Below are 13525 nucleotides of genomic sequence, written 5' to 3'. Positions count from 1 at the left end.
TTCATCTTGAATTAACCTCTCCCTTCTGGGTCGCTGTGAGTTAAGCGGGAATAATAACGAGTTAGTTTTCGATTAGGTATGAGTTCTGCTCGGTGAGGTGCAATGGACACAGCTTGATACTTACTAACCCATTCAAATTGGATTGCCTTACGGAATGAGACAGCTTTGCCTTTAATGGTAATTTCTCTCTGAGTTAAGGCAAAGCCAGGGAGCAATATTAGCGAAAAAGAAAACGGATGTGAAAGGTCTCGGACGCTTAAGCTCATCAAGTTCACATCAAATCCATGATAAAATCGGATATTTGATTCTATAATTCCGAATCGAATCGACTTGACTACAGAATCCTCCCACTCTAACTCCCAAAGATTGTGATGAAGCTGGGAATCGTAACTTGAAATCGAATGAGATTCTACGACCTGCAAATCAGATTTACTCGGAAGACCCTGAGAGTTTTCAGGCAATAGTGAATCAAAGAGAATTTTGGATAGAAAAGCGTCGTCCTTATGCTCCCAGTTGGCCAGGACAACTCCACCAAAATAACTGGAATTGGTAACCCTGTTACCATTCCACTGGACGAAACTTGAAATTGAGTGCGCGAGCAGAGAACCACTAAGAAAGAACAAGCAAATGCCTTTCCTAGAAAAAAAACGATGCACTGCTCTATTATTTCTCAATTCGCTTAACAATTGCATGACGCTTTAAAATTTTTTCGATTCAAACACTTTCTTCGATGAAAGTCTTTGTCGCGGTAAGGACAGACAATATTTTCATCTTGCCAAGTATTTTTTTGCTTTTCGCTCTATTTTAGAAGTCGCCTAACAATCTTTTCTTTTGTTTGAAGACTTTGCTTGTTAGTTGATGAAATTGTACGCACTTCGAAGACACATTAGGGACGAACGGATATTTACTGAGTTCAGTCGGTAACAAGAACCAAGCTAGTTTTCGGTCGCGGTCGATGTCGCCGCTAGAAAGTCCCTGAGGATTCCAGTCCTATACCTCGGCAAAAGGTGCTAGATTTTTCTGATACTCAGCGAGCCCTAAATCACAGGCTTCTTCTGATAAATTGTATGCCCTAAGAATTTGTACGCATCCGAGATTCCAAACAGAGTCTCGGAGTGCCCGATGACCAGGAGTCCTCTATCTTTCAGGACGGATTCAAAGTTTTCGAAGATTTTCTTTTGTGTAGCTTTATCGAAATAGATGATCACGTTTCTACAAAATATGCAGTCCATCTTTTCAGGGAGCGGATAGGGAGCTTCCAAAAGATTAATTTTTTTGAATTCAATCATGGAACGCATCTCCGGTTTGACTTGAAAATACTCAGTCTTGGGGTCAGAAGGATTTTCCACTTGCACGAAGTATTTTTTTCTAAGTGCAACATCGACTGGTTCCAATCGATCCACTTTGTAAATTCCTTCCTTTGCAGTATTGATCACGTTCGTGTCAATATCGGATGCATAGATCTTGATATCCCAGCCTGGTTTAATGCTGAAATAAGAACTGCATGCGATTGCTATCGAATAGGACTCCTCTCCGGTTGAACACGCGCTAGACCAAATTCGGACGGTTTTCTTCCCTCCGGCTTTTGCCCTCTCTTCTAAAGAAGGAAAAAAGGTATTCTTTAAATATTCAAAATGGTGGATTTCGCGAAAAAAATCGGTTTTGTTCGTTGTGATTCGATTGATCAGTTCTGTAAGTTCGCTTTGAAAGTAACTCGGCTCTTTTTGCAACTTTCGAATATATTCCGAAACGTTTGCCATCTTATGATATCTCGCGCGAGAATTTAATCTCGATTGAACCATTATTTTTTTATGATCTGCGAGAAAGATTCCGGTCTCCCGGTACATTAGGTCTTTTATAAATTGAAATTCCTCATCACTAATTTGAACTAAGTGAGAAAAGGCATCATCCATTCTTTAGTGAATTCCGAGAATTTGATCTAGCGAAACCAGCTTGATAATTTCCTGCAATTTAGAAGAAACATTGATTGTTTCTAACGGGATTCCCTGCCCCTTTAAGCGATTCGCAAAAGCCACTAACGCGCCTAAAGCGATCGAAGTCAATATTTGAACTTCTTTCAGATCTAAAGTTACAGATTTTGGATTTTCCAAAATATAAGAATTCAGATAATTTCTTAAAGATTCGTGATCCTCGTTTAAGATCTCGTAATTTAACTTAATTACTACTGTACTTGGCTTATCCATGAAATTTATCCGACGTTAGGGTTCCTCTCGAAAATACATTCCTGAATTCCCGGGAAAAGGAAAGGAAAAAGCTATTTTTTCTGGATTGGATAAAGAATAGCAGGTTTTTGGCAATTAGAAGTGTTAAAAAACAGGCCCCGGGATACATCCGGGTTGGATTGAGTGAAAATAGGAATCGTAAAACATCTAAATGCTAGGCCGTTGACTTGGGGTTTCGAACATAATCCGGAGCACAAAATTGTCCCCGAAAATCCTTCCATTCTACGGGACTACCTGCTCAGGGGCCTAGTGGATGTGGGGCTAATTTCTTCCATTGAGTGCCTAAGAAATTCAGAGGTACTGCACGTTTCCAAAAAAGTCGGAGTATGTGCCTCCCAAAAAGTACGATCCATAAAATTCTTCAGAAACAAAAAGGAACCCTATCCCCCCTTTCGCGTGTTAACCGATAACGGTTCTCGCACGAGCATGGCATTAGTGCGAGTCCTGCTTCATATGGACTCTGGAATCTTACCGGAAGTAGCTCCTACAGATCCAAGGATCATCAAGCAGGAAATCCAACTGGGAAGAGGGTCGCACATGCTATTTGGGGATAACGCCTTATTTGCGGAATGGGATCCGGAAGTTTATGAGGCGATCGATCTGGCTGAATGGTGGTACAAAGTAACCGGGACTTCTTTTATTTTCGCTCTTTGGGCCACCAAAAAACCGTTAGAATTGTCCGATTCCTTTTTTGAAGAATCCCTAGAATATGGACTCAAAAATCTAGATAGCATTATTGAGAACGAGTCCCGCCTTCCCAAAGATTTAGTTCGAAAATACTTATCTGAGGAGCTGCATTACAAGATTACGGAATCCGATTTAAAGGGACTAGAAACATTCGGAAACTACTGTAATGACTTAGGGATTCTTTAATCCATCCTTAGAAATGAAAAAAGGAAAAAGAGTGCAAATTAAGACTAGATTGCCTGTATAGATAGCCAAGCTATTTCGGTTCCAGGAGGAACTACTTGCGATAGTTATCGCTTCTTTCTTTGTGTAGGAAAAAATAGTTCTCAGTTCCCGCATTCAGTAAGTGAAAGTTGATAAGCGATAATTGTTAATAACAATTCACAATCAATAAACGATCGTGATTCTGAAATCCCAGGATTTATTCCCTGCTCTTTCTACGGTATCAGTAAGAGGCAAACGATAACTCAGTCTTCCTAGATTCACTTCTCCCCGGTTCGAGGTACAGATAGATGCGATCGGAAACGCGACTCTAAACGCCATAGAATTATTTCGGAGCAGACGAAGAGTTTCGGAGAATACTTTTTTCTCTCCTTCCATTTTGCTAGATTCATTCGATTTGGAAACGGACGGAAATTCTCGTTTAAAGTAGACCGTTCTTTCTTTTCTCCGGATCTGGACGCTTCCCAGAAGGATTCCTTCTAATTGCGTAACGTCCGAGAACTCCACCTTGTAAGACACTTTTGCTTTTTCCTTAAACGCTCCAGGCTCCGCATCAGAAGATTCAATTTTTTGCATGCTATAATCCTTTAGAGTCACACTCTTTGCAAAAAATTCTTTGTTTAAGCGATTGATAATCTCTTCTTTTCTAGTGGGTAAAAATTTGATCAGAGATTCGTCGGATTTTTTTTTGGTAGGAACAACGTAGCTTACTTCTAGGGTTCCGGAAAAGTCCGGATTGATCGTCAAAGTTTCTTCGTAGTCAAAACAACCGGTTAGAAAAATTGCAAGAATCGGAAGGCAAAATTTGAGAAAGCGCAAGAAACCGGGGGCCATACCCTCTCATTCGCGCCGGTCCTGCGGATTCCGTCAACGTGAAAAGGAGATCCCACATAAGTCAAAAATGGGGATCTCCTACGAATTATATTCGGTTTATTTGGATACCGGATACGCTTCGTTTCCGTGTTCCAGAATATCTAGGCCCTGGATTTCCTCGTCTTCTGACACTCTAAGTCCGATTGTGTACTTTAAAGTCAGGAACAAAACGGAGGATGCGCCAAAGGACCAGACAAAAGCGATCAAGATCCCGGTCAATTGAGTGATTACCGGATCAAATCCGCCGCCAAAGAATAGCCCTTTGATCCCACCATAAGCTTCTTCCGCAAATAGACCTGCGGCGAGAGTTCCCCAGGCTCCACAAACTCCGTGCACCGAAACGGCTCCTACAGGGTCATCGATCTTGATTTTGTCGAAAAAGATGACGCTAAATACTACGAGAACTCCTGCTACCAGCCCTATCAAAACTGCAGAACTGATACTCACATTCGCACAGGGAGCCGTAATCGCTACTAGACCGGCGAGTGCACCATTCAATGTAAGACCTATATCTGGTTTTTTGAATAGAATCCAGGTTACAATCATTGCAGCAGTAGCACCTGCCGCTGCAGCCATATTCGTCGTAACTGCGATGATGGCAAAGTTTCCACCACCTACGGATGTTGTGGAGCCCGGGTTAAATCCGAACCACCCAAACCAAAGAATAAATACTCCAAGTGCGGCAATGGTCATGTTGTGTCCGAGAATCGGGACTACCTTTCCGTCCTGGTATTTGCCCAAACGAGGCCCAAGAATCAGAGCTCCTGCCAAGCCTGCCCAACCGCCGACAGAATGCACTACAGTAGATCCTGCAAAATCGATGAATCCTTTTAACTCCAAAAATCCTTTGTTCAAACCCCAGAGACCCGCCCAAGCCATGGATCCGAAAACTGGATAAATCAATCCGGTAATCACAATCGAGAAAATTACATAGGAAATAAACTTGGTCCTCTCAGCCATCGCTCCGGATACGATCGTCGCAGCAGTTCCCGCAAACACCATTTGGAAGATCAAAAATGCGAAGCCCCATTTGTCAGGCACACCGTCTTTTACGATAAGGCTCTCGGCAAATCCAGGACTACCAAATCCGAATCCTGTAAGCAATTGAGGTCCAAACATAATGGAAAAGCCGATCAGCCAAAAAAATAAAGAACCTAACGCAAAGTCCATGAAGTTCTTCATTAAAATGTTCACCGTATTTTTTGCTCTTGTAAAACCAGCTTCTACGAGAGAGAAACCGGCTTGCATAAAGAAAACTAGAAATGCAGCGATGCACGTCCAAAGCCAATTGACCTCGGATCGTAAAACGGCATCCGACATTGGCGGAGGTTCAGCCGTCCCGCCTTGTGCAAACAATCCGCTCCCAGCAAGAGCGAGCATAAGTACTGCTAAACTACGCATAGATATTCTTAGTCTCCTTTCTCTGTAAATAGTATCTTTTTATAAAGTTCAAACGGCGGCCTGCCGCATTTCGGTTCCTAGTGCTTCTTCTTCTAATTTTTTCCGAACTACTTCCTCCAACTTCTTTAAGGAAATTTTTAAGTATTCATTAGTGGGAGCACTTTTGATTCCTTGCTGTAGGACCTTGACTGCCTTTGCGGTTTCATTTTCCTTCAAGTAGCATCTTGCCAGCCTTAGGCTGGACTTTGCGTAGGTATGATCCATTGCTAAGGATCTTTTCAGGGATTTCTTCGCATCCTGGATATTTGCTAATTCGTAATAAGCTCTACCTAGAATGTAATGGATATGCGCGGATTCTTCTCCACTGGTTCGGATGTATTTTTCCAGGAACTGAACGCTCTTTTCGAAGTTTCTATCTCGGTAGTACATTTTACCAAGCAGAACCAGAGTGTCTTTTAAAGACTCATCCATCGAAAAAACTTCCAAAGCCTTTTCGTAAGCTAACTGATCTCTTTTTTCTTTGGCTGCGGTTTTCGCCATTGCCAACAAGGATCTTGCTTTTCCCAGTTCCGGATTGCACTGGATGGCAAGTAAGGAGAGGTCATCGCCTGTCCTAGTGTCTCCTTTAAATTTCTTAAATCTACCGATCAAAGAACCGATGAGGTCGGAAGCATAGATCTTGTCTCTCTGCTCTTCTATCGTGGATTTTTCCTGACGAATCCATTCTATGAATCTCTGGTTGCCTAATTCCTGTCTTTGCTCGTTCTTTTGTTCTACGATTCCATCTGTCGAAAGGAAAAGAATGTCTCCGGGTAATATTTTACCTTGCTTTTCCTGAAAGTTACTTCTTTCTACTTCAAAAATTCCTAATGGAACTCCGTCGGTATCAAGTTCCTCGATGCGACCGGCAGCATTGTGATAATGCAACATTTTTTGGTGTGCAGCGTTCACATAAGAATATGTATAATCGCTGTAAGCTTTCAGGATGAAAGCGGTAAAGTAAGTTCCATCTGGAAGCTGAGGCCGAATCGATTCTCCTAATTCGGCAAGAATTTCGGTCAAACCCATTCCGAGTGCAGAGCAACGACGGAACTGATAGTGAATCGACATAGTAACCAAAGCCGCAGGAATTCCATGTCCAGAAACGTCGGCGATAATCACTGTGATCGAATTCCCTTGACGAACTACATCGAAGTAATCTCCCGATACTTCGGTCATCGGTTCATAGTGAGTCCCAAAATGCAAACCGTTCCAAGGAGGGATTTGAGTATTGACGATTTGGCTTTGTACATTTCGCCCCATCTTCATATCCCATTCTAATTGCTTCAGAATGGTCGCCTCTCTTTCGTTTGCTGCAACCAAGCCCATGATCAACCTAACGCCTGTTAGCGCCAATGCTAGCTGCGAAGCAAGTGCTTCCAAAATTTCAAGATCGTCTTCCCGATAGAAAAACTCCGTTTCAGATTCGACAGATATAGTTCCTAAGCAATCTTCCTTATAATTGATCGGAACACACATCACCGACTTGGTGGTTTCTCCTTCATCCATGTATTCCGGATGATGAGTCAGGTCTTGAATGATTAGTGATGACTTGGTCTTATATGTAAAACCGGAATATCCTTCGTCTGCGGAAAGCTTTCTACGAGGAGGAGAAGTCTCGACAGAAAAGCGAACCGGATGTAGGAACTTATCCTTTCCCCACATGCGAACTGTAGTATTATCACATTCAAAGATATCCTTACATAAACTGAGGACGATATCGTACAGCTCTTCTTCTTTATCAGCGTTCGCAAATTCCTTACTGATATAAAGAAGGATATCGATTTTGTTTTTTTCCGTTAAACCTCCGACGACCTTTCTCGCGCCGCGAAAGTTGACTACCTTTCTCTGTCCGAATTTGAGCTCTATCATAGTTGAACCTCAACGATTCCGATGTTTTGGGATCCGCATGGCACTTTCCCAATCTATATGCAAATAGCGTACCATACCAGCTAACGGGAACAATGTGCCTAATTTGTAGAATTAAATTAACAGAGTGCTCAACTTATAAGCATGATGGTGAGACGAATCGGATCCGATTGATGAATAAAAAGATAGGATGTTGATTTTTAAGGAAGAATTCCTAATTATAACCTGAGCTTTTTCCAGGCGGAACCGAATCCTTTTCGGATTTTTCCCATCCAACTCACTTTTTTTTGAGTTCCGTAGTTTCTCAAAAATTCCTCGATTTTGGGAAATAGGTCGTCCTCCGCCTTTTCCGCCAAAAGTAGACAACCGTGGCCATAGTCTTCGGAGCTTCCGTTTTCTTTCGAAACCACGTAGAATTTTTTCACTTTCGCCTTAGCTCTCTCGTAAACGAATCGGACTGTCTCAGGAGTACCAATTGCATCCTTTGCACCGGCGATGAAAAAACTCGGAACAGTTATCTCTTTTTGGTTTTCGATATAATCATAAAATCCGTTCAGGGAAGTCATTCGCTTGGTTTCAATCCAACTCATGAACTGCTCGATGACTCCTTCGCTGATATTTTCGATCGCGTTCTTCATGACTTTCTTCACAGTTTTTCCGGAAGTAGCCTTCGGATTATAGAGCATTTCATCAACGGGGGTAAATATCTCACCTGCTACCGGAGCGAGCATCGATGCTCCGAATTTTAGATCCAAAACTTTTCTCGCTCTAGGAAATCTAGACAGCAGTCCAATCAAACTCAAACCAAGATGGTTTAAGTTCCCAGGTCCACCCATAGCTACAAAACAAGCGATCTTTTGCTTATCTTCCTTTTTGCAAATTCCCATGTAGGCATACATGATCATTGCACCCATCGAATGTCCGACCCAATTGATCCTTGGTTTTCCGGTGATCGCCATTACTTTTTCGATGATCGCGGGCACATCATATTTCGCTAAATCATCAAATGTAAAATCTTCGTAACCGCTATTACTTTCGTGATACGAACTACCTGCTCCGCGTAGAGAAACCGCAAATACTTCGAACCCTCTTAGTTTTAGAAAATAAGGAAGAGAATGCCGTTTATCCAAGTCAGCGACGAACTTGTTTGTGGCAATCCCGTGTACTACGATTACCGGTGCAAGCTCCTGTATCGGTTGCTGCGGAATGTGACGATGAAGCGCAATGTTCCATCCGTCTTTCGTTCTCGCAAAGTGCACTTCATCCGCTATATCTACCTGTCCGTAGAATCTGGAGATCCAGTCTAATAAAATCGGATAAGATAAAAGTAAAAGGATCAATAAAATAGATAACAGAATCGCAAAGGAGGAGGCGAATACAGCAAAGGCGAGAATTGCTAAGAAAGTGGTAATAAAATAAAATGGGCCTCTACGATTCTTAAGAATTGCAATCACTACTTCGAGAATGCTTTCTGAAAATATGGATGTCAAGTATTCCCGAACATGCTTGCCTAGAAATTTCAAATGGTCAGTATGACAAATGAGACATCCAAACCGCTTCACAGTGAATAGTCGATCATGGAACGAAAGATAGATTACAAATTCTACCGTTCTCCTTCGGGATGGTACACGATGGTGGTGCCGGGCCATTGGCAAACCATTGTAATCGAAGGAATTCCTGCTTTTTTTGAGGAAAACGGGGCCGGCGCGATGCAGGTCTACGCTTTCGAAAATAAGGAAGGCACCTTTCATCCAGAACAAGAGCTGGAACGTTACTTGTCCACGCACGGAATTGTGTACGAAGCAGACAAAGCGGCTTTTTTCGATAACAACGAAGGTGGACAAATCATTGCCTGCGAATTTCTAAAAGAAGATCGGCACTGGATGGTCTATCTGGTTGCCACAAAAAAGAGAATGGTGCTAATCACTTATAACGGAGACGAAGAGCCGAGCGAAGAACTCGCAGAGCAATTGACAACGGTCGTAAGCTCCATTCGCATTATCGAATCCTAAACATCGCTTGCTCGAATCCAATCTTTCTTTTATACTCTTCTACCATGTTCCAGCATTCCGAATTCATTGACGCGATCTTCGGAGATAAGCGCTCTTTTACAGTTGAGCACAGGATGATAAATTTTCTGTGTATTCTAAATGCGATTTTGAATCTTGGCGGTCTGCCAATTTTGGTGCTTTATGAGAATGCTCAGTTCCTTATCCTACTGAACGGTGGTGCGGGACTTTTCTATTTCGGCTGCTATTTGGCTTCTAGATACTGGCACAAAAAAAGACTGATCGTATGGCTGATCATGACTCTCGGACAATTTGTATTGTTTGTTAATGTGTTGGGAAATGCCGGTACGAATGGAGGGGCACATTACTATTTAATTATGACTTCCGGCCTAGCCGGCTATTTGTTGGCTGAAGTATTCGAAAAAATTCTAGCCATTCTATTAGCTGTATCCTTTGGGCTTTCGATTATTTTAATAGAATACTTTCACCCGGAATGGATCGTAAAGCATGCAAGCTTAGAGGAAAAATTCCTAGACGTTTCCTTAAATTACGTAGGCATTATGATCCTAATCGGAATTACTTCTTTGATATTTTCGAAATCACTGGAAAACGAAAGAGAAAAATCAAAGCGTTTGCTGTTAAGCATTTTGCCTGAATCAATCGCAGAGGAACTTAAAAGCAACGACAAGGTCAGACCGACTCATTATGACAATGTAACCGTACTTTTTACGGACTTCGTTGGGTTTACGAGAATCTCAGAACAAATGAAGCCGGACCAGCTTGTTGCGGAGCTTGATTTCTGTTTTAGACAATTCGATAGAATCTCCGAATCTTTTGGATTAGAAAAAATTAAAACGATCGGAGATGCTTACATGGCGGTCGCCGGACTCCCTGAACCAAATCACTCTCATGCGATCGATGCGATTCTCGCCGCACTCGCAATGAATCGATGGATGCAACTCAGAAAATTAGAATTCGAACACCAGAACTCCGAATACTGGAACATGAGAATCGGACTCCACAGCGGACCTGTGGTGGCAGGAGTCATCGGAGAAAGAAAGTTCGCATACGACGTATGGGGTGACACAGTCAATACCGCGAGTAGATTGGAGTCAGGAGCCGAGCCCGGCACGATCAATATTTCCGAGGCCGTTTATTTTACTGCTTCCTCCTTTTTCAAATGCATTTCCCGAGGAGAAATCAGAGTGAAGGGGAAAGGCCCGCTTCACATGTACTCCGTGCTCGGAATCCTTCCTCAATACTGCGACGAACAAGAAAGGCCGAATTCACTATTTTGGAAACTTTATCAAGATAGATTCCAACGAAAAGATTCTTCGAGTCAATCGGTCCGCCTAGGCACCTGATTTAGATTTCATTTTTTTATAAAATAGATAAGGCGCAATTGCCACCCAAAGTATGATCAACCCCCAAAACTGACCCGCAAAAATGTTATGAACATATAAAAAATCCATCACAGATTTTCCCTGGGAGAAAACCATCATCGAAACTTCAAACATTTCGGTCATGATTGCCCAAAGAACTCCAACCTGAATCGCCTGAGAAGAATTCTTATAAGGCCAAGTTTTGCTAATAAACCAAATCGGAATTCCGATGATTGCGATTCCAGTAAATACAGAAATCTGGTGTGAGACCATTTCTCCGAAAGTTTCTTTGTATGTAAGCTCCCGTAAAAATGCATTTACGAATGCAAAAAACAAAAGAACAAACCAGAGAAAAAAATATTTCAGTAGAATCATTCCTGTAATTCCATCGGATCAATCCATCTCCAGAGTGCCTTTCACCGCTTTTTTCCAACGAGAAAGCTTAGAGTCCCGAGTCCTAGGATCCATTTTTGGACGGAAAACTTTGTATCCCTTCTGGATCGATTTTAGTTCTTCTTGATTTTTCCAAAAACCGCAAGCCAAACCCGCTAAGTAGGCTGCGCCTGTAGCGGTCATATCAGGCTCTGGGGCGCGCTTCACTTCTACATTACAAAAGTCAGATAGACATTGCAGCAAAATGTCGGATTGGGACACCCCACCATCTACCATGATCTCCGTGACCGGAACCTTGGTGTCTTGTTTAATTCCTTCGAGTATTTCATATAAGCTTAATGCGATTCCCTCAAGAACTGCCCGGGCCACGTGCCTTCTGTGTGTCGCGAGAGATAAACCGAATATTGAAGCCTTTGCCCTAGGATTAAAATGAGGATATCTCATTCCAGAGGCGGTTGGAACAAATATAACTCCCTCTGTATCCTGAGTCTGGGCGGCGAGTTCGTTTAACACTTTCGGAGTGTCGGATAATCCGATCCCTTTTCCGAGCCAATCAATCAATGTTCCTGCGGTGGCGACATAGCCTTCCAGCATGTAAGTAGGAACTCCTCCAAGCTGCCAAGCAACCAGAGGGAATAATCCTTTTTTCGAAAGCTTCGGCTTGTTTCCCATATTCATGTCAACGAACGCACCGGAGCCTTGGGAAATCTTTACCCCTCCTCTTTCAAAACAGCAATGACCGTATAACGCAGCCATCTGATCTCCGACCACTGCGCGAATCGGAATTGAGATTCCGTTAAACAACTTCGGATCAGTGACTCCAAAATCTGAGCCTGTATCTCTTACCTTTGGAAATATTTTCATTGGAATTTTAAAAATTCCGCATAAAGGGCCATTCCACTGTAATTGAAAAGGGTTAAACATTCCTGTCACGGTAGCATTCGAAGGATCGCTCAGATGTTCTTTTCCCCCGGTGAGCTTATATACAAACCAAGTGTCGAGAGTTCCGAAAAGAATTTCTCCTTTTTGCGCCCTCTTCCTTAGTTCCGGATTTCTATCAAAAACCCACTTCAAACGAACCGAAGCGTGATCGGTCGTGAACCTTAGCATGTATGTTGCAATCATCATCGGGTGCCCAGTCAATTTTCCGATCGCACCTGATATGATTTGGATGAATCTCCAAAGTTTGTGAGAGTTCATCTGGTCGGCCGTATCCCCCGATCTAACATCTGCCCAACTGATTAGCTTGGTTAAAGGTTTGCCTGTCTCCTTTTCCCAGAGCAAAAAAGATCCCCTTTGGTTGCAAATTCCAATTCCGGCAAAATTAGAGGGATGAAATTGTTTCTTCTTTATAATTTTCTTAACAATAGAAAGCAGTGCCTTCCAAAGCACTTCTGGATCGTGTTCCAAAGAACCAGGCTCTTTCGTAATCGGAGGAGTTTTTTCGTACTGCCTTTCTACAATACTTCCTTTCTTATCGAATAAAATTGCTCGTATTCCGCTCCCACCACTATCGATGGAGAGAACATATTTATCTTTTGACTGGGCCATTTTGTCCGTTTTCCTTTCGGAAGAGATTTTAAGAAAAAGAAATCGGAGTCAATGAAGGTTTATAGAAAGGTTCTAAAAATGGAAAAAAGTTAGCGAAAACTAGAAAGCTATTTAGGAATGGACAAGCAAGTGAGAACTCCGAAGAAGCTCTTCACTTACTGTCATGGATACATTATGCAAGCACACTCTTTAGGTGGCCCATTAAACTAACAGGATTTGCGTGAACAATGTCCTTAGGCATTTTATGATAAATCTTTTCACGGGTATGATCATCAAGTTTACTTAATACCATTCCCATAAATCCGGGTTCAGAGATGAGTATGAAATTGGAAAAGGAGTCTTTCTTCCTTTCTAAGTTTACAAAATCCGATAGCTTGCCTGCAAATGCTTCCGCAACTTTTCGTTTCGGCTCTCGTTCATACGTTAAATCAAAATCGGCACGAGGCGACTGTCCTTTTTCGGTAGTCAGTTCCGCATTGCTTAGCCTTCCATCCGGATTCTCCATAGACTGGAGAAGTTTCAAACCTTGGCTAGGGCCTTGGTATTCGAAAATCTTAGCTTCACTTCTATTTGCTACCACCACCCACTTTCGTTTCATAAGCTGTCCCCCTTTTAAAAAAACTGACATCGTATCCCGATTCGGAATCAAATGGCTCCATAGTTTTAACCTAGGCGAGTACCTCAGTCCAACCCTTTTCTGCAAATCTATGTTTTTCAACACAAGATAATTATCAGTGCCCACTGTGTGCTTCAAGTAACCTTAGAATCATTTAAAATTCTGCCATAAGTTCCTGTATTGAATTAGCTATCTTTATCGAGATGCGTGAATGAATCAAAGTTACTTCATCATAGAATT

The 13525-nt window shown here is 42.3% G+C and carries 13 protein-coding genes; 3 read left to right on the top strand and 10 right to left on the bottom strand.

From position 1 onward, the window contains the following. Positions 1-11: 11 nt before the first annotated feature. The 3 genes from CH373_RS13745 to CH373_RS13735 form a co-directional block, all read right to left on the bottom strand. A complete protein-coding gene (locus tag CH373_RS13745; protein WP_125169989.1) occupies positions 12-623 on the bottom strand; it encodes a hypothetical protein in 612 nt (203 codons plus the stop codon). 414 nt (positions 624-1037) lie between these two features. Beyond that, positions 1038-1913: a CheR family methyltransferase gene (locus CH373_RS13740; protein WP_100714156.1), complete on the bottom strand. Its 876-nt coding sequence runs from the start codon at positions 1911-1913 to the stop codon at positions 1038-1040. Positions 1914-1916: 3 nt separating this feature from the next. Continuing rightward, complete coding sequence (locus CH373_RS13735; protein ID WP_100714155.1) at positions 1917-2204, bottom strand: STAS domain-containing protein; 288 nt, start codon at positions 2202-2204, stop codon at positions 1917-1919. A 162-nt stretch (positions 2205-2366) separates the two neighbouring features. On the opposite strand from CH373_RS13735, the gene CH373_RS13730 reads away from it, so the two are divergent. After that, on the top strand, positions 2367-3116 hold the full coding sequence (locus tag CH373_RS13730) for a menaquinone biosynthetic enzyme MqnA/MqnD family protein (RefSeq protein ID WP_100714154.1): 750 nt from the start codon (positions 2367-2369) through the stop codon (positions 3114-3116). Between the two features lie 201 nt (positions 3117-3317). Here the strand turns inward: CH373_RS13730 and CH373_RS13725 are convergent, their stop codons facing one another. The 4 genes from CH373_RS13725 to CH373_RS13710 form a co-directional block, all read right to left on the bottom strand. Beyond that, positions 3318-3986, bottom strand: coding sequence for an LIC11874 family lipoprotein (locus tag CH373_RS13725; RefSeq protein WP_100714153.1), 669 nt, complete (start codon positions 3984-3986; stop codon positions 3318-3320). A 96-nt stretch (positions 3987-4082) separates the two neighbouring features. Continuing rightward, positions 4083-5426 (bottom strand): ammonium transporter, encoded by a 1344-nt coding sequence (locus tag CH373_RS13720; RefSeq protein WP_100714152.1) that lies wholly within the window; start codon positions 5424-5426, stop codon positions 4083-4085. Between the two features lie 48 nt (positions 5427-5474). Continuing rightward, positions 5475-7337 (bottom strand): SpoIIE family protein phosphatase, encoded by a 1863-nt coding sequence (locus CH373_RS13715; RefSeq protein WP_100714151.1) that lies wholly within the window; start codon positions 7335-7337, stop codon positions 5475-5477. Between the two features lie 215 nt (positions 7338-7552). Then, entirely contained in the window at positions 7553-8788 is a 1236-nt protein-coding gene (locus CH373_RS13710) for an alpha/beta fold hydrolase (RefSeq protein WP_100714234.1), read from the bottom strand. A 123-nt stretch (positions 8789-8911) separates the two neighbouring features. Between CH373_RS13710 and CH373_RS13705 the strand changes: the two genes are divergently transcribed. Next, positions 8912-9346 (top strand): hypothetical protein, encoded by a 435-nt coding sequence (locus CH373_RS13705; RefSeq protein WP_100714150.1) that lies wholly within the window; start codon positions 8912-8914, stop codon positions 9344-9346. 113 nt (positions 9347-9459) lie between these two features. Further along, positions 9460-10707, top strand: a complete 1248-nt coding sequence (locus CH373_RS13700) for an adenylate/guanylate cyclase domain-containing protein (protein WP_165778841.1) — start codon at positions 9460-9462, stop codon at positions 10705-10707. Here the strand turns inward: CH373_RS13700 and CH373_RS13695 are convergent. From CH373_RS13695 to CH373_RS13685, 3 genes are all read right to left on the bottom strand, one after another. Beyond that, the gene (locus tag CH373_RS13695; RefSeq protein WP_100714148.1) at positions 10696-11100 is read right to left on the bottom strand and encodes a hypothetical protein; all 405 of its coding nucleotides are present in this window, start codon (positions 11098-11100) and stop codon (positions 10696-10698) included. The two genes, CH373_RS13700 and CH373_RS13695, sit on opposite strands and share 12 nt — an antisense overlap. Positions 11101-11118: 18 nt before the next feature. Beyond that, positions 11119-12669, bottom strand: a complete 1551-nt coding sequence (locus CH373_RS13690) for a glycerol kinase 5 (protein ID WP_100714147.1) — start codon at positions 12667-12669, stop codon at positions 11119-11121. Between the two features lie 172 nt (positions 12670-12841). Continuing rightward, positions 12842-13267 (bottom strand): host attachment protein, encoded by a 426-nt coding sequence (locus CH373_RS13685; RefSeq protein WP_100714233.1) that lies wholly within the window; start codon positions 13265-13267, stop codon positions 12842-12844. Positions 13268-13525: the final 258 nt, after the last annotated feature.

Origin of the sequence: Leptospira perolatii (assembly GCF_002811875.1) — a bacterium.
In the GTDB taxonomy this organism is placed as follows: domain Bacteria; phylum Spirochaetota; class Leptospiria; order Leptospirales; family Leptospiraceae; genus Leptospira_B; species Leptospira_B perolatii.
Note: the sequence above shows the minus strand (reverse complement) of the source record. Positions and strands in the feature narration are given on the sequence as shown.

Excerpts from the sequence above, each read along its gene's own strand:
- CH373_RS13715 (WP_100714151.1), bottom strand. The coding sequence starts at position 7,337 with ATGATAGAGCTCAAATTCGGACAGAGAAAGGTAGTCAACTTTCGCGGC.
- CH373_RS13685 (WP_100714233.1), bottom strand. The coding sequence starts at position 13,267 with ATGAAACGAAAGTGGGTGGTGGTAGCAAATAGAAGTGAAGCTAAGATT.
- CH373_RS13705 (WP_100714150.1), top strand. The coding sequence starts at position 8,912 with ATGGAACGAAAGATAGATTACAAATTCTACCGTTCTCCTTCGGGATGG.
- CH373_RS13690 (WP_100714147.1), bottom strand. The coding sequence starts at position 12,669 with ATGGCCCAGTCAAAAGATAAATATGTTCTCTCCATCGATAGTGGTGGG.
- CH373_RS13740 (WP_100714156.1), bottom strand. The coding sequence starts at position 1,913 with ATGGATGATGCCTTTTCTCACTTAGTTCAAATTAGTGATGAGGAATTT.
- CH373_RS13735 (WP_100714155.1), bottom strand. The coding sequence starts at position 2,204 with ATGGATAAGCCAAGTACAGTAGTAATTAAGTTAAATTACGAGATCTTA.
- CH373_RS13695 (WP_100714148.1), bottom strand. The coding sequence starts at position 11,100 with ATGATTCTACTGAAATATTTTTTTCTCTGGTTTGTTCTTTTGTTTTTT.
- CH373_RS13700 (WP_165778841.1), top strand. The coding sequence starts at position 9,460 with ATGATAAATTTTCTGTGTATTCTAAATGCGATTTTGAATCTTGGCGGT.
- CH373_RS13725 (WP_100714153.1), bottom strand. The coding sequence starts at position 3,986 with ATGGCCCCCGGTTTCTTGCGCTTTCTCAAATTTTGCCTTCCGATTCTT.
- CH373_RS13720 (WP_100714152.1), bottom strand. The coding sequence starts at position 5,426 with ATGCGTAGTTTAGCAGTACTTATGCTCGCTCTTGCTGGGAGCGGATTG.